Annotated in this window: 14 protein-coding genes; 12 read left to right on the top strand and 2 right to left on the bottom strand. The window is 63.8% G+C overall.

The genetic code is table 11. From position 1 onward, the window contains the following. Nucleotides 1-82 precede the first annotated feature (82 nt). The 5 genes from J3D46_RS02080 (at nucleotide 83) to J3D46_RS02060 (ending at nucleotide 7341) form a co-directional block, all read left to right on the top strand. Complete coding sequence (locus J3D46_RS02080) at nucleotides 83-3556, top strand: ATP-binding protein (protein WP_231341740.1); 3474 nt, start codon at nucleotides 83-85, stop codon at nucleotides 3554-3556. 22 nt (nucleotides 3557-3578) lie between these two features. Continuing rightward, nucleotides 3579-4358 carry an IclR family transcriptional regulator gene (locus tag J3D46_RS02075; protein ID WP_231341739.1) on the top strand — a complete coding sequence of 260 codons (780 nt, stop codon included), beginning with the start codon at nucleotides 3579-3581 and terminating at the stop codon, nucleotides 4356-4358. 134 nt (nucleotides 4359-4492) lie between these two features. Beyond that, complete coding sequence (locus tag J3D46_RS02070; RefSeq protein WP_231341738.1) at nucleotides 4493-5764, top strand: cytochrome P450; 1272 nt, start codon at nucleotides 4493-4495, stop codon at nucleotides 5762-5764. Beyond that, nucleotides 5757-6992, top strand: a complete 1236-nt coding sequence (locus J3D46_RS02065) for an NAD(P)/FAD-dependent oxidoreductase (RefSeq protein WP_231341737.1) — start codon at nucleotides 5757-5759, stop codon at nucleotides 6990-6992. Before J3D46_RS02070 ends, J3D46_RS02065 begins: the two co-directional genes overlap by 8 nt. A 28-nt stretch (nucleotides 6993-7020) precedes the next feature. Next, nucleotides 7021-7341, top strand: a complete 321-nt coding sequence (locus J3D46_RS02060; protein ID WP_231341736.1) for a 2Fe-2S iron-sulfur cluster-binding protein — start codon at nucleotides 7021-7023, stop codon at nucleotides 7339-7341. Between the two features lie 85 nt (nucleotides 7342-7426). On the opposite strand, the gene J3D46_RS02055 is transcribed toward J3D46_RS02060, so the two are convergent. Further along, nucleotides 7427-7921, bottom strand: a complete 495-nt coding sequence (locus J3D46_RS02055) for an FBP domain-containing protein (protein WP_231341735.1) — start codon at nucleotides 7919-7921, stop codon at nucleotides 7427-7429. 447 nt (nucleotides 7922-8368) lie between these two features. On the opposite strand from J3D46_RS02055, the gene J3D46_RS02050 reads away from it, so the two are divergent. The 7 genes from J3D46_RS02050 to J3D46_RS02020 all read left to right on the top strand — a co-directional run bounded on the left by J3D46_RS02050 (nucleotide 8369) and on the right by J3D46_RS02020 (nucleotide 15398). Next, complete coding sequence (locus tag J3D46_RS02050) at nucleotides 8369-9439, top strand: iron-siderophore ABC transporter substrate-binding protein (RefSeq protein ID WP_231341734.1); 1071 nt, start codon at nucleotides 8369-8371, stop codon at nucleotides 9437-9439. 5 nt (nucleotides 9440-9444) lie between these two features. After that, nucleotides 9445-10560: an iron ABC transporter permease gene (locus J3D46_RS02045; protein WP_231341733.1), complete on the top strand. Its 1116-nt coding sequence runs from the start codon at nucleotides 9445-9447 to the stop codon at nucleotides 10558-10560. Continuing rightward, nucleotides 10557-11666, top strand: a complete 1110-nt coding sequence (locus J3D46_RS02040) for an iron chelate uptake ABC transporter family permease subunit (RefSeq protein ID WP_231341732.1) — start codon at nucleotides 10557-10559, stop codon at nucleotides 11664-11666. The genes J3D46_RS02045 and J3D46_RS02040 overlap by 4 nt, the downstream gene beginning before the upstream one ends. A gap of 1 nt (nucleotide 11667) precedes the next feature. Further along, nucleotides 11668-12492, top strand: a complete 825-nt coding sequence (locus J3D46_RS02035) for an ABC transporter ATP-binding protein (protein ID WP_231341731.1) — start codon at nucleotides 11668-11670, stop codon at nucleotides 12490-12492. Further along, nucleotides 12489-13544 (top strand): siderophore-interacting protein, encoded by a 1056-nt coding sequence (locus J3D46_RS02030; RefSeq protein WP_231341730.1) that lies wholly within the window; start codon nucleotides 12489-12491, stop codon nucleotides 13542-13544. The genes J3D46_RS02035 and J3D46_RS02030 overlap by 4 nt, the downstream gene beginning before the upstream one ends. A gap of 202 nt (nucleotides 13545-13746) precedes the next feature. After that, complete coding sequence (locus tag J3D46_RS02025) at nucleotides 13747-14577, top strand: SGNH/GDSL hydrolase family protein (RefSeq protein WP_231341729.1); 831 nt, start codon at nucleotides 13747-13749, stop codon at nucleotides 14575-14577. Beyond that, complete coding sequence (locus J3D46_RS02020; RefSeq protein WP_231341728.1) at nucleotides 14574-15398, top strand: SGNH/GDSL hydrolase family protein; 825 nt, start codon at nucleotides 14574-14576, stop codon at nucleotides 15396-15398. The genes J3D46_RS02025 and J3D46_RS02020 overlap by 4 nt, the downstream gene beginning before the upstream one ends. Here J3D46_RS02020 and J3D46_RS02015 read toward each other — a convergent pair. Beyond that, nucleotides 15374-15661, bottom strand: a complete 288-nt coding sequence (locus tag J3D46_RS02015; RefSeq protein WP_159708912.1) for a YciI family protein — start codon at nucleotides 15659-15661, stop codon at nucleotides 15374-15376. The two genes, J3D46_RS02020 and J3D46_RS02015, sit on opposite strands and share 25 nt — an antisense overlap. Nucleotides 15662-15675: the final 14 nt, after the last annotated feature.

Genomic DNA, 15675 nt, shown 5'->3' with positions numbered 1-15675 from the left:
ATGTGTCCGGTACCGCCGCGATAGGCGACCCAAGTGCGGACGGTACCGCTGCGGACACAACCGACGCTGAAGGGACACAGAAGTGACCATCGCAAGCATGCTCCCGCTCGGCGAGCTCACGAACCCCGGCCAGATGCGTTTGGCGCTCGTGCAGGTGGTCAACTGGGGCACCTTCCACGGCGCCCACACCATGCACGTGGACCGCAAGGGCACCCTGCTCACTGGCAACTCGGGCGTCGGCAAGTCGACCCTCTTTGATGCGATGCTCCGTGTTTTCGATGCCCGTCCGCGCTCGAATGAGGCTGCAGCCCAGCGGTCCGGCGGCGCTGTGGAGGACAAGAGGACCACGTTCACCTACATGCGCGGCAAGGTGGGTGATAAGGCGGTGGGGGATAGCTCGGCGAGTGCCTTCCAACGCCCGGGTGCCACCTGGTCCGCCGTCGCGCTGACGTTTGATAACGCTGCCGGCACGAAGGTGACGGTGTCGGCGTTGTTCGATTTGCCGAAGAACGGCACGGAGTCGAGTGTCGGGCGTTTCTATGTGATCGACAGCAAACCGTTGGACCTTGAGGCCATTGAGGGGATCGCGCAGAAGCGGTTTACCAAGGGCGCGTTGGAGTCGATCTTCCCGGATGGCCAGGTTTTCGACGTCCACAAGGCGTTCGCGGAGCGTTTCCGGAGGCTCTTGGGAATCAACTCCGACCAGGCGCTGCCGCTGCTTCGCGTGATCCAGGCCGGTAAGGGCCTGGGTGGCAGTGTAAACACGTTCTTCCGCGACCAGGTGCTCGACGCTCCGGCTACGCTGGCTGCCGCGGATGACGTGGTGGAAGAGTTCAGCAACCTGATGTCGATCCGTCAACGGCTGGAGGACGTGCGGCAACAGCGCGACCAATTGGCTCCGGTTCCAGGGCTGAACAAGGAGTACGCGCAGGCATTGCTGGATGCGAACCGCCTCCGCGAGTTGGCCGGCGGGGAGTTCGAGGCCTACAAACAGCAGCTTGCGGTCACGGTCCACGCCAAGACGTTGGCCCGTTTCAAGGAGTTGGCGCAGTCCAAGGCCCAGGAACTGGCGGCCGAGCGCACCGTGCGGGATGCCTTGGCCAAGGACCTCCGCGACCTTGAACTGGATTACAACAACCGCGGCGGCAACGCGATTTCGGCGATTGAGCAGTCGTTGGAGAACGCCAAAGTTGGCCTGAAGCTGCGCCAGCAGGTGGAGGATTCGGCGAGGAAGGCTTTGGCCGAGGCCGGTTTGAACCTCGAATGGTCCGCCGAGGGCTGGGACCAGGCACATGAGCAGGCGGCGGCCCGATCGGCCGAACTGAAGGACGATTCGGAGGCCCTGAAGGAGCTTCGGTTCGAGGCTTTCGACGGCCACGCGACCAAGAAGCGTGAACTCGCAGCAGCCCAGCAGGAGTTGCTGTCGTTGCGGTCGCGCAAGTCCTTGCTGCCGCCCTCGAGCATTGAAAACCGTGCTGCCATCGCGGCCGCAACAGGTGTCCCGGAAGAGCGGATGCCGTTTGGCGGTGAGTTGATTGACCTCGACGAGGGGCAGGATCACTGGCGCCCGGCTGCCGAACGTGCCTTGCGTAACCTTGCCACCACGTTGCTGGTTCCGGGCGAGCACTTTGCTGCTGTGACGCGCTACCTCAATGACAACACCGTCCGCGGTGCCCTCCGGGCGGTCGACGTGTCCAAGCCGCTCGCCGGTGGCGCGCTGGCTGTGGAGGACGTGTCCGACGGCGACCTCTTGACTAAGTTGAGCATCCTCACCTCAGGTGCCAATGCCGACGCCGGGCAATGGATCCGCGAGCGGATCGCGTTGGACTTCGCTTACCCGTGTGTCGAAGATCCCGACGAGCTCGCCGGGATGGACAAGGGTTTGAGCCTGGGCGGCGTGGTCAAGCGCAACCGGCACACCGTGGAGAAGGACGACCGTTTCACGGGCCGCCAGGATTACGTTCTCGGTTTCGACAACGCCTCCAAGCTGGAGCTTGTGGCGGCCCGCGTGGGCGAGTTGGAGAACGAGCTGGCCAAAGCCGCGGAGCTGGCCCAAAGCCGCGAGGATTCGCACCAGGGCATGGCCCGGCAGTTGGAAGCACTCCGTCGGGTCGCAGAAGATGAGCGCCCGTGGGAGCAGGTCTCCGCTGCCGTCGCAGCCGAGGAGCTCGCACGGATCGAACAGCGCCTCACGGATGCCCTGGCCGCACAGGCGGACCTTGAGCCATTGCGTGCAAACATCGAGACCGTGCGCGAGAAGCACCAGTCCTCCACAGGGGCGGCCGCGGTGCTGCAGAGCGAATACAAGGCGCTCGACCACAAGATGACCACAGCTGACGGCCTGCTCGATGCCGCGAGGCTGAAGCTTGAGCAAGCACCGCCGTCGGGCTCCACCGTCACTGCGCTTGAGCCGTACTTCTCGGGCGTCGGCGAGGTCTCCGAGTTGTACGAACTCGACAACCTCGCCAACAGTGTCCGCAACAAACTGCTCGACGAACTGCATGCCGCGGAATCGCGTGGACAGGCAACGGCCGAACGGTTGACCCGCATGTTCGAGGCCTTCGTTCGCGACTGGGGCAGCGCCATCAGCGCCGACCACGGCACGTCGATCGGGGCCGCGGGGGATTTCGAATCCCGGTACCACGCAATCGTCAGCGACGGCCTGCCCGCGCAGGAGGCCGAGTTCCGGCTGTTCTTCAACCAGCGCACGCACGAGTCCTTCAGCACGCTTTTGCACTTGCTCGATGAGGAACGGCGCAGCATCACCAGCCGTATCCTGCCCCTCAACGGGATCCTATCCGAGGTGAACTTCCACGAGGGCAGCTTCCTGGAATTGGACATCAAGCAGACGCTCCCGGCCACGGCCAAGCAGTTCAAGGATGCGATCCAGAACGCCCTGAAGGCGAAGCACACGCGTCCGTCCCGCGGCACTGCCGTTTCACCAACAGACATGGACGACGACGCCGAGCTCACCGCGCGCTATAAGTCACTGGAAACCCTGGTCAAGCGTCTTGGCTCCCAGACCCCGGAGGATCGTCGCTGGCGGGCCGAGGTGCTGGACGTTCGCGGGCACCTGTTCATCCAGTGCAAGGAGCACCGCGAGGTTGCTTCGAAATCGGGCAAAGCCGGCACCGGCAAGGCAGCCAAGCGGAAGACCGAAGTCTTCATGCATGCCGATACTGGCTCCATGTCCGGCGGTGAGCGCCAGCGTTTCACCGCGTTCATCATGGCCGCCGCACTCAGTTACCAGCTGGGGATCGCCGAGCAGGGCTTCACGACGTACGGCACCGTGATGATGGACGAAGCGTTCGTGTTGGCTTCCGAGGAATTCGCCGGCGCCGGGATCAAGGCCCTTCACGAGTTCGGGTTCCAGCTCCTGCTGGCTGCTCCTGAAAACGTGATCGACTTGTCCAGGCACCTCGGGTCCGTCACGGAAATCCTGAGGGACAAGCGCACCAACCGTTCGGGCGTGCTCACGGCACCGGTGATCGCCGGACCGGGCGAGCCCGGCGCGTGGCGGTCGGAGGCCAACCCGGTGGACATCGTCCTGCGGTAGAGGTCCGTGGCAAACTCGCTGCATGACCGAATCCACTCCAGGGGAATCCGTCATCAGCCGGGTGGTCCGGTTGATGTCGGCCTTCGACCGGGCCCTGCCCACCATGACTTTGTCGGGTTTGGCCCGGAGGGCAGACCTTCCACTGACGACTACCCATCGGCTTGTCCAGGAGTTGGCCCGTCATGGCTTGATCGAGAAGGTCTCCGGGGATGAGCTCCGCGTCGGCATGCGGATGTGGGAACTCGGGGCCCGGGGATCCAAGGCGTTGGGCCTGCAGGAAGTGGCGCTGCCCTACATGGAAGACGTCCAGGCCACCGTCCGGCAACACACCACGTTGGCCGTGCTGGACAGGGGATCGGTCCTTTACGTCGAACGGTTGTCGGATCCTGAATCTCCGCTGGATGCTGCCCACATTGCCCAACGCATGCCGATCCACGCGGCATCGTCCGGTTTGGTTCTCCTCGCTTTTTCCGACAAAGCCTACCAGGATGGGATTCTTTCGCAGCCCCTCGAAGCCGTCACCCCGGATACCATCACCGATCCAACCCTCATCCGGAAGCACTTGGCCGAGATCCGGCAGCGCGGGCACGTTGCCATCCCTGGCATCGGTCACATGGATTGGATTGGCATCGCGGTTCCGGTTTTCGGAGCATCGGGCAAAATTGCGGCCTCGCTGAATGCGATCGTCCCCCGCGATGAGGCCAACGTACCGGCCATCATCCCGTCGCTGCTGACGGCGGCCCACGGCATCTCGCGGAGCCTTGGTGCCGACAACAGGCTTCCGGGCTCGCGCAGGCTCTGATTTAACGCGACTCATTCCGCTGAGCGGAAGGGCTGTTCATTCGCTGATCGCAGATCCACAGACTGGAGACCTGCATCACATCAACCCGGCGGTGACCTCGCAGATCCCGCCACCAGCCCGAAAGTAGGACAACGATGTCTGAGCCTTTGACGTGCCCCGTCGCCGCCGTCGAGCACGAACCGCGCGAGTTGCCGCCGTACTCCCATGAACTGGAATGGCCCGAAGGGCTGGAGCCGTTCAAGGTGGTGGACGACGGAAGCCAGGGCGACCCGTACGCGCACTACCAGTGGATGCTGGAGAACGCTCCCGTGTTGCGTTGCTTCACGCCGCAGTCCGATGTCTGGTTCATTACCCGCTACGACGACGTGAGGAAAGGCCTCCGTGCACCCAAGATGTTCTCGTCCCAGGTGGTGGACCCGATCCCGCTGACCTTCCTGACCTTGTTCGATGCTCCCAACCACGGCCGGCTGCGTCAGGTGGTGGCCCAGGCGTTTACACCCAAGGCCGTAGCGACCTTTGAAGAAAGGGTGCGGGAGAACGCCACCATGTACTTGGACGACATGCTCGCCGCCGGTGGTGGTGACGCCGTTGACGATTACGCGATTCCCCTGAGCATGTCCACCATCAGCGCGCTCCTGGACGTCCCCAACCCGGACTTCGACAAGCTCAAATTCTGGTCCGACGAGACGTTCAGCTACTTCGGCCGTCTCGCCCGCAACGCCAATGGCACAGGAACCGACGAACAGAGCGCTTTCGCCTTCTTCGACTTCCTCAAGGAGAACCTCGAGCGGCTGCATGCGGAGGAGAACCAGTCTGTCGGTGGGCAAATCGCGCGGATGTGGAAGGACGGGCTGCTCAGCGAGAAGGAAGCCAAGGAGTTGTGCGCCTTCGTCTTCGTGGCCGGTCATGACACCACCACCATCCTGATCGCCAACGCCTTCCGTGTGTTCGCTGAGAATCCGGAACTTCTGGAGCGCATCCGGGAAACACCGGAGGACGCCGAACTGTTCATGGAGGAACTAGCGCGGTACCGCGGAACGGTGCAGCGGGTTAGCCGCATCACTACCGAGGACGTTGAGGTCTCCGGAGTCACCCTCCCCAAGGGCTCAGTGGTTCGCCTCATGCCCGCTGCCGCCAACTGGGATGACCGGAAGTATCCCAACGCGGCAGTATTCGACATCGACCGCAGGCCGGAAGGACACCTTGGTTTCGGCCATGGCGTGCACAGCTGCCTCGGAGCCCCGCTGGCCCGCCTGGAAACCACCGTGACCATCGGGCTTTTGGCGCAGAGGCTCGCCACTATGGTGCTGGATCCCAACAAGCCGATCGAGTATGTCCGCGGCAACAACCTCACCAACTCCGGTCCGGAGCACCTGTTCGTCACGATGGAGAAGTCCAATGCATGAGCCGCACGTCCCTGAAGAACCGATCATCATCCTGGGGGCCGGCCACGCAGGTGTCTCCGTCGCAGCGGGGCTTCGCAGCCAAGGTTGGGAAGGCGGAGTCCTGCTGGTCGACGCCGATGACCGGCTTCCCTACGAGCGGCCCCCGTTGTCCAAGGAATTGCTGAAGGCCGGCGCCACGGACCAGGTCACACCCTTGCGCCGTGCTGGATACTACGGGGAACGGGGCATCGAGACGTTGCTGGGGCTGGAAGTCCGGGAGGTCGACGTCGAAAATTGCTCAGTCACGCTGTCCAACGGGACGAGCCGGGCCTATCACCGGCTGGTGATCGCCACAGGTTCCACGGCGCGGGCGTTGCGGATCCCGGGCGGTGACCTTCCGGGCGTGCAAACGCTGAAAACGTTCGACGACGCCACCCGCCTCCGTGCCCGGCTCGCCCCTGGTGCCAAAGTAGTTGTCATCGGGGCAGGCTACATCGGCCTTGAAGTGGCCGGCGCCGCGGCTGCGCTCGGATGTGACGTTACTGTCCTTGAATTCCAGGACCGTGTCATGAGCCGCGTGACGTCCGAGCCTGTTTCACGGTTCTTCGAGCAGCACCACGAGAAACACGGGGTGCGCTTCGTTTTCGGTGCCGCTGTAACAGCAGTCGAGGGCGGCGACCGGGTCGAGCGGGTAGTGACGGCCGACGGCGAAAGCTACCCAGCCGACGTCGTGATTGCCGGAATAGGCGTGGTGCCCAACCAACAGTTGGCCGAAGCTGCCGGGCTGGAGTGCAACGACGGCATCCTGGTGGACGAGCACGGGCGGACGTCGCGTCCGTCGGTCTATGCCGCAGGCGACGTCACCCGCTTTACGAGTCCTTTCGACGGATCGAGCCTCCGCCTGGAATGCATCCAGAACGCGCAGGCCCAGGCCGACAGCATCGTCCACCACATCGTGGAGAAACCGAGGAAGGACGCAGACATTCCGTGGTTTTGGACCGTCCAGCACGGCGTTCGCCTCCAGACCGCCGGCGTACGGCACCCGGACGATGACGTGATTGTGCGGGGGAACGTGGAGGACAGGAAATTCTCTGTGGTCTACCTCCGCGGCGGCAGGTTGTCCGCGGTGGACACAGTTGATTCCCTCAAGGACTTCATGGCTGCCAAGAAGCTGATCGCCGCCGGGGCAGCCGTCGACCCGGTTCTCGCATCCGTCCCGGGCACCCCATTGGCAGAAGCCGCAATCTGATTTTTCGATCCAGGAAAGGGATCCTGCAATGAGCACCAAGAACATCAACGTCATTGACCGTGAAGGCCAGGAACACGCCGTCGAGTGGTCAGCCGATCAGTCCCTCATGGAAGTCCTGCGGGATAACGATTTCCCCATCCTCGCGTCCTGCGGCGGCACCGCGTCCTGCGCCACGTGCCACGTGTTTCTTGAGAAGGAAGCATTCCCTTCCGCCGGGGAGCGCAGCGAGGACGAGTTGGAATTACTCGTCGAAACGGACACGTACGTCGAGGATCGGTCCCGGTTGTCCTGCCAGTTGGGTTTCGAGAGCTCCTGCGAAGGGGCCACTGTCACCATCGCACCGGAGTAGGTCCGGCGCGCCCAAGTAGGTAGCAGGTCATGCCGTTTTGAGGGTTCTAAACGGCGCTTGCTGCTACCTACTTGGGACTAGTTGGTTACTTGGCCCGGACCCGGTCCAGGAACTGTCCGGTCCTGGATTCCAGTCCGGCGATTTGCCGAACCACGACGGCGGCCGGGTCCGGGTTGATCTCGTTGACGGGCGGTTCCTTGCGCACGTTGGTGCTGCAGCCGAACTCGGCGCAGATCAGTGTTCCCACGGTGTTGCCGTCCTTGCCGGATTGCCCGGCTTTCTTGGCGACCCACAGGTAAACGTCGTCCTTGGAGAAAACGTCGCGGCACAGTTCGCAGAGGACTACGCGCCTCTTCCCGGACCCGCCTTCAGGAGCCCGGAGCAGGAGTCCGGTGAGCTTGCCCCGGTGCGGAACCACGAGGTAGCCGCGCTGGGGCATTTTCTCGTCGCGCCAACCAAGGAATTCGAGGTTGTCCCAGTCGAGGGTTTCGAAGTTGCGCGGAAGGTTGAGCTTGGCGGCCTCGGAGCGGCTGGCGTTGATGAAGGACGAACGGATCTGTTGGGCAGTGATTTTCTGCATGGCAAAGCTTCTTTCGGGAATGGTCGACGTCCGCGCGGCCACAGTGGGAGCGCGCGGAATGGCAGAAGCCGTCGGTCATCTTGCGAGCTGCAGGGCACAGCGACAAGACCCCTTAAACCAGGGTGCCTGGTGAGCTCAGGAAGATGCCGACGTAAGGGGGAGTGCCAAGCAGGCCAAAGTGGCCACCTCGCCAACCGTGGCAGCGGCAACTGAAACAGCGCGCATGCTCAACCCCTCGTCGTATTCCTTGGAAGCGGTAGTCCGCTGCCGCTATCCTCCCAAAATTGCGGTGATGCTGTCCACCGGGAGGTGATCGAGGGTGTGATCTGCCTCTCACTGGGCGCAAAAGGGGCCACGATGGGAGGATTACGTGACGCAAACGTTTCTTAATTATCGGCAGGCTAGGCTAGCCTTACTTAGGTTCGCATCACTTACTTAAGGAGTCCCGTGGCTTCCCTTCTCCCACGCCGCGCCCTGCTGAAAACAGCAGGAACCGCGACGGCCGCCCTTGCCGCCGTCGCTCTTACCCTCACCGGCTGCTCCACTGGTCCGGCAACTTCCGCTCCGGCATCTGAGCAGGCCGCATCCTCAGCTTTCCCCGTGACCATCAAGAACGTCTTTGGTGAGACCACCATCAAGGAACAGCCCAAGCGCGTAGTCACCGTCTCGTGGGTCAATGACGACGTCGCGATCGCACTGGGCGTTGTTCCCGTGGGTGTTCCGAAGAACGAGTGGGGCAATAACGACAAGGGCTCTACCCCTTGGAAGGACGCAGCACTGGAGAAGCTTGGCGCCGGCTTTGGCACCGACAAGGCTCCGGTCCAGTTCTCCGAGGCGGACGGCATCAACTTCACCGAGATCGCCAAGCTCAGCCCGGACGTTATCCTGGCCGCGTACTCCGGCCTGGAAGAGGCTGACTACAAGAAGCTCAGCGAAATCGCCCCCGTTGTGGCGCAGCCGGAGCTCGCCTACGGTACGCCGTGGCAGGAAAGCACCACCCTCATCGGCAAGGCACTGGGCAAGGAAGCCGAAGCCAAGAAGCTGATCGAGGACACCGAAACCACTGTCAAGGACAAGGTTTCCAAGTTCCCGCAGCTAAAGGACAAGACCTTCATTTACGGCAACCTTGAACCTGCCAAGGGCGACGGCGTCAATGTCTACACCGCGATCGACAACCGCCCCCGCTTCCTCTCCGAAATCGGCATGAAGCTGGCTCCCGTGGTGGAGCAGAACACCAAGAGCGCTACGGAATTCTTCATCCCGTGGTCTGCTGAAAAGGCCAATGAGCTCGAATCCGACGTTTTCGTCACTTGGGTTCCGGATGCCACCACTGCTGACGCCATCAAGGCCGACCCGCTGCTTGGCCAGATCCCGGCCATCAAGAAGGGCGCCCTGGTTGCTGATTCCGACCAGACACTGACTCTCTCCATCTCTGCTTCCTCGCCGCTGAGCCTGCCGTGGGCACTGGACACGTTCCTGCCGCAGCTGGGTAAGGCCGCTGACGCAGCGGGCAAGTAACTGCAATGAAACTGAGTACGACGACGGCGGTCCAGGGGCGGGGCAACGGCACTTCGGTGCCGGCTGGCCCGGGAGGCATCACCCCTGGCGCCGTGGGAACCGGAGGGGGAACCGGTTCCCGGGGCACCGCAGGCAAGCGCACTGCTTGGCTGTTGGTGGCCGTCGTCGTACTCGCCGCAGTGAGCGCCGCCTCCTTGGCGATCGGCGCGCGCGGACTTCCCCTCAACACCGTGTGGGAAGCACTCACCAACTTCAATCCGGCCGACGGTAACCATGCTGTGGTCATCGCCCGGATTCCCCGAACTGTCCTGGGCCTGCTGGCCGGTGCTGCCCTTGGCCTGGCCGGCGCAGCCATGCAGGGTGTGGCCCGCAACCCGCTGGCCGATCCCGGCATCCTGGGACTTAATGCCGGTGCCGCCCTCGCAGTGGTAGTGGGCATCTACGTTTTCGGCATCACGTCCCTGTCCGGGTACATCTGGTTCGCCTTCATCGGCGCCGCAGCGGCCGCCGTCGTCGTTTACGCCATTGCGTCCCGTGGACGGGACGGTGCGACGCCGGTCAAGCTCGCCCTCGCGGGTGCGGCCCTGAGCGCCGGACTGTTCTCCCTGATGAACGTCATCCTGGTTTCGAGCCAGGACACTTTCGACCGTTTCCGCTTTTGGCAGGTGGGCACCATTGGTGGACGTGATTGGTCCGTCCTCCTTCCTGCGCTGCCGTTCCTTGCCATCGGGGCCGTGATTGTCCTGGCCGGCGGCCGCATTCTGAACAGCCTGGCACTCGGCGACGACATTGCCCGTGGCCTCGGCCAGAACGTCGCACTCTCCCGTGCCATCACCGGGCTGGGCATCGTGTTGCTTTGCGGATCTGCCACGGCTGTGGCCGGACCGATTGCCTTCCTGGGGCTTGTCATCCCCCACGCAGTCCGCTCGCTGACCGGGCCGGACTACCGCTGGATCCTGCCGTTCTCCGCGGTTGCGGCCCCCATCCTCCTGATCAGCGCCGACATCGTTGGCCGTGTCATCCTGCTCCCGGGCGAAGTGCCCGCCGGCATCATGACCGCGCTCATCGGGGCCCCGGTCTTCATTTGGCTCATCCGTCGTGGAAAGGGGGCCGGACTATGACCGCCCTCAAAGCCGCTCCCGAGATGGCACATAGCACCAATAATCCCGGCAAACATGGCCATCAATTGTCACTTCGGCGCGTGCTGGGCCCCACCTTCTTCCTCGGGCTCGCTGTAGTCGTCATGTTCGCGGTGTACGTGCTCCTGGGCAGCTACACCGTCACCATCCCGGACTTCTTCACGATCGTCATCAACCACCTGACCGGCGGCGAGAAGATCCCGGGGGCCAGCTTCATCGTCATGGAGCACAAGCTGCCCCGTGCAGTGGTTGGCACGATGATCGGCGTCGCCTTCGGTTTGGCAGGGGCGCTCTTCCAAACCATGTTGCGCAACCCCCTCGCAAGCCCGGACATCATCGGCATCAGCTACGGCGCCAGCGCTGCTGCCGTGACGGCCATCGTGATTTTCGGAGCTTCCGGAGCAGTGGTTTCCGGAGCCGCACTTGGCGGTGCGCTCGGCGTCGCAGCCATCATCTACGCGATCTCCCGCGGTACCGGTTCGGGCGCGGGCGGAGGCAGCCGCGGCAATGCCGCCGGCAACCGTCTCATCCTGGCGGGCGTGGGCATCGCCGCAGCCCTCCATGCGGTGGTCAACTTCCTCATGACCCGCGCCGATATCCGCACCGCCGCCGACGCCCTCATCTGGCTCAACGGATCCTTGAACTCCTCCACCTGGGACCGGGCAGGCGTCCTTGCGGCCTCCCTGCTGGTCCTGATTCCTGCCGTCATTGCCTTGGCCGGCCCGCTGCGCATCCTCGAACTCGGGGACGACGCCGCCGCAGGCCTCGGCATTAAGGTCAACGCCGCCCGGCTGGGACTGGTTCTGACCGCCGTCGGACTCGCCGCCGTCGCAACTGCTGCTGCCGGTCCGGTGGCGTTCGTCGCTTTCCTCGCCGGACCCATCGCGCGTCGTATCGTCCGCAAACCCAGCCTCCCGGCGTCGGCCCTTACCGGTGCGCTGATCGTGCTCCTCGCTGACTTCTTCGCCTCCAACATCGCCCCCGTCATCCTCGACGGAACCGTCCTCCCGGTCGGCGTCATCACCGGCGCCCTCGGTGCACCCTTCCTGCTGTGGCTGCTGGTCACGTCGAACCGAAAGGAGGCCTGACATGGCCATCCTTAATGCCCAGGACCTGACGCTCCAATACGAGCAGCGCAAGGTGGTGGAGGGGCTCTCCACCGAAATCCCCGAGGGCAAAGTGACCATGATCGTGGGCGCCAACGCCTGCGGAAAATCCACGCTCCTGCGAGGCCTCTCCCGCCTGCTCAAGCCGGCTGGCGGCTCGGTGACACTCGACGGCAAGGACATCCACACCCGTCCCGCCCGCGAACTAGCACGGACGCTCGGCCTGCTCCCGCAGCACCCGACTGCTCCCGACGGCATCACCGTCCGGGATCTTGTGGGGCGCGGCCGCTACCCGCACCAAGGCTTCTTCCGCAGCTGGAGCGCAGCCGACGACGCCGCGGTGCAGCGCGCGCTCGACGCCACCGCCACGTTGGAACTCGCTGAGCGGAGCATCGACGAACTGTCCGGCGGCCAGCGCCAGCGCGTGTGGATTGCCATGGCCCTGGCCCAGGAAACCGAGGTCCTGCTGCTGGACGAGCCGACCACCTACCTCGACCTCGCACACCAAGTGGAAGTCCTGGACCTGGTCACCGACCTCAACCGCAGCCGCGGCACCACGGTGGCGATCGTGCTCCACGACCTCAACCTGGCAGCCCGGTATGCAGACCACGTCATCGCCATGAAGGGCGGGTGCATCGTGGCCGAAGGTCCCGCTCCCGTCGTAGTGACCGAAGAGCTGGTCTTCAACGTCTTCGGCCTGGAATCCCGTGTGGTTCCGGACCCCATCTCAGGTACACCGCTGATCGTCCCCATCGGACGCCACCACGCACGCCCCGCTTCAACCAACGAACTGGAGATCGCCTCATGAGTGCACAACCGACCCAGGCCAAAGCAAGTGCCGCAGTGGAACCCATGACCCTTGCCTTCGACGTCACGGTCACTGCGGTGCAGGAGCTCAGCCCCAACTTCCGCCGGATCACGTTCGGCGGCTACTCGCTGCGCGACTTCGGCGTAGCAGGCGACACCCTGGACCTGCGCGTGAAGCTGATGATTCCGTCCTTCGACGCCGCCGGACAGCAGATCCCGCTGCCTGCCTTCAGGATGGAAGAGGCCGGTTGGTACCAGGAATGGCTGGCCATGGACCCGTCCGTCCGTGGTGACATGCGTACGTACACCGTCCGGTCCGAGCGTCTTGACGCTGTGTACCCGGAAATCGACATCGACTTCGTCATGCACTTCGACGACGCCGGCCATGGTGGACCCGCAGCCAACTGGGCACTTGGAGCGAAACCAGGCGACGCGCTCACCATCATCGGCCCCAACAACCGCGCAGCCCAGTGCACCACGGCCGGCGCATACGGCGGTATTGAATGGCGTCCGGGCCTGGCCCAGCGCATCCTGCTGGCCGGCGACGAAACCGCCGTCCCCGCGATCAGCGCCATCCTCGAAAGCTTGCCCGCCGACATGACCGGCCATGCCTTCCTCGAAGTCCCCGAAGCCGCCGACTTCCAGGACATCAACACCGCAGCTGACATCGAAATCACGTGGCTCGCACGAGGTGCCGCCATCGGACGCTCGCGCCCCCACGGTGAACTCCTCAAGGAAGCCGTGGCCAAGGCCGTTCCCGTGCCGGGCTGGGTTGGCATCAAGGGCGATGGGACCGCAGCCGGACCCGAGCCCGAAGACGTCAACGTGGACCAGGACATCCTCTGGGAAACCCCGCAGCGCATGGACACCGCCGCCATCGAAGCAAGCAAGAACCCCACCCTTCCCGCCGGTGCCCTGCCGTTCTACGCCTGGATCGCCGGCGAAGCGTTCGTGATCAAGGAAATGCGGCGCTACCTGGTCCGGGACGTTGGTATTGACCGTAAGCAAGTTGCTTTCATGGGCTACTGGCGACGAGGCAAGGCAGAGGGCTAAGTCCAGCTCTACCGTTGGGTGGCCGATTGTCGGCCATCCTCGGCGTGCTGCTCCTTCGTCGCTTTGACGCACGCTGCCGGATGCCCGCCAACCGGCCGTGCCGCACCTTTCGTTGCCTCTCCTTCTCCGTCAGGTTTGGGGTGGTTTCTGTGTTCACTTTGGGTTGGTCCGGGCTTAACCGGGGGCGGGTAGCTTCGGTGGGGTGCGGGACGACTTCGGGGATGGGAACAACGTTCGACGGCGGTTTGTCGCCATCGGGGATTCGTTCACCGAGGGCGTGGGGGACCCCAGTAAGGTGCTGCCCAACGGGGTCCGCGGATGGGCCGACCGGGTTGCCGAGAAGTTGGCCAAGGCACAGTCGGGCTGGGAGTACGCCAATCTGGCAGTACGCAGCAAAAGGCTCCGGCACATCATCGACGAACAGCTTGGGCCTGCGTTGGCCATGGAACCAACGCTGATCACGCTCTACGCGGGCGGCAACGACATCCTGGACTTTGGTACTGACATGGATGCGCTCCTCAACGATTACGAGCTGCTCGTCGCACGCCTGAGCGAAACCGGCGCCACCCTGGTCCTGTTCACCGGGTTCGACGTTAAGGTTTCAGCCGTGCTGGAACCCTTCAAGAAGCGCAACACCTTGTACAACCAAAGGGTCCGCGACATCGCAGCCAAATACGGCGCCGTCTTGGTGGACTATTGGTGTTTCGATGCCTACAAAGACTCGCGGATGTGGGCCCCGGACCGGCTGCATATGTCCAAGGCAGGCCACAAGTACTTGGCCGCCCAAGTGTTGGATCACCTCGACGTCCCGCACAAGATCTCGCCCAAGGAATGGGACCCGCCCTCCCGAATGTCCATGCGCGAATGGGAACGCCGGCAGCGCCGCTGGGTGAACGACTGGGTGGTTCCTCTGTTTGGGCGCAAGCTGCGCGGGGTCACACTCGGCGATACGCTCACCCCCCGCTGGCCGGAGCCCGTGAAGGTGCCCCGCAAGGGTGGTTTGAAGAAACTCATGGAAGAGGCGACGCAATGATGAAGCCGGTCCGGTTCGTTGCCCTCGGCGATTCCTTCACCGAAGGTGTGGGCGACAACGATCTCAGGCTCCCCAACAACTGCCGGGGCTGGGCTGATCGTGTTGCAGAAGAAATGGCGCGGAATGATGCCGCAACGCGCTACGCCAACCTCGCCGTCCGCGGCCGGCGCCTTCAACGGATCATGGACGAACAAATCGAGCAGGCCTTGGCCATGGACCCCACCTTGGTCAGCTTCTACGCAGGCGGCAACGATCTCCTCATGGCACGGCTGGACATGGCCAAGCTCATGAGGGACTACGAGGATGCGGTCAGGCGCCTCAAAGCGAGCGGTGCCACGATCCTGCTGTTCACGGGCTACAACGTTCCCTTGTCGCCCCTGCTTGAGCCGCTCAAAGTTCGCACGGCAATCTACAACCGCACCATCCGGCGGATTGCGGCGAAGTACCAAACGCTCTTGGTGGACTATTGGTGCTTCGAGAAGTTCCAGGACCCGCGGATGTGGGCTCCGGATCGCCTGCACATGTCCACTCCGGGGCATGGCTATATGGCCAAGAAGGTCATGGAGGTGCTGAGGGAGCCGCATTCACTCCAGTCGCCCACGCTTGCAGCTCCCCGTCCACGGACCCGCACCGAAAACATCGCCGACGACGTCGCCTGGCTCAGGCGCGACGTCGGACCTTGGCTTTCGCGCCGGCTCCGCGGCGTTTCGAGCGGAGACCACCTGGGGGCGCGCTGGCCCGGGCTCATGCCGGTGGTGCTGCCTGAGAGGCTGGGAACTGCTAAAGCGCAGAAGCCTCAGCTGTCCAGCAGGTTTTCGTAGCCCTCGGCGACACTCGTGGCCGTGAACTCGATGATCTCGAACTCGGCCACTCCGTTGCTGTAGAACGGGTCCTCGGCCAGCGAGGCATCCAGCGCGGCCCTGTCCACTTTGGAGAGCAGCACGCCTCCGGTGGCTGGAACGCGACGTCCCGACGCAAGGAAGATCCCGGCGTCGAACGCGTCCTTAAGCCAAGCCATGTGGCCCGGGCGGTGGAAGTCGACAATTTCGTCGGGAACCTTGTAGGTCAATGAGACGACAAACATGCCGCCAGCCTATC

The organism is Paenarthrobacter sp. A20 (assembly GCF_024168825.1).
GTDB lineage: Bacteria > Actinomycetota > Actinomycetes > Actinomycetales > Micrococcaceae > Arthrobacter.
This window is presented reverse-complemented; position numbering and strand designations above follow the sequence as displayed.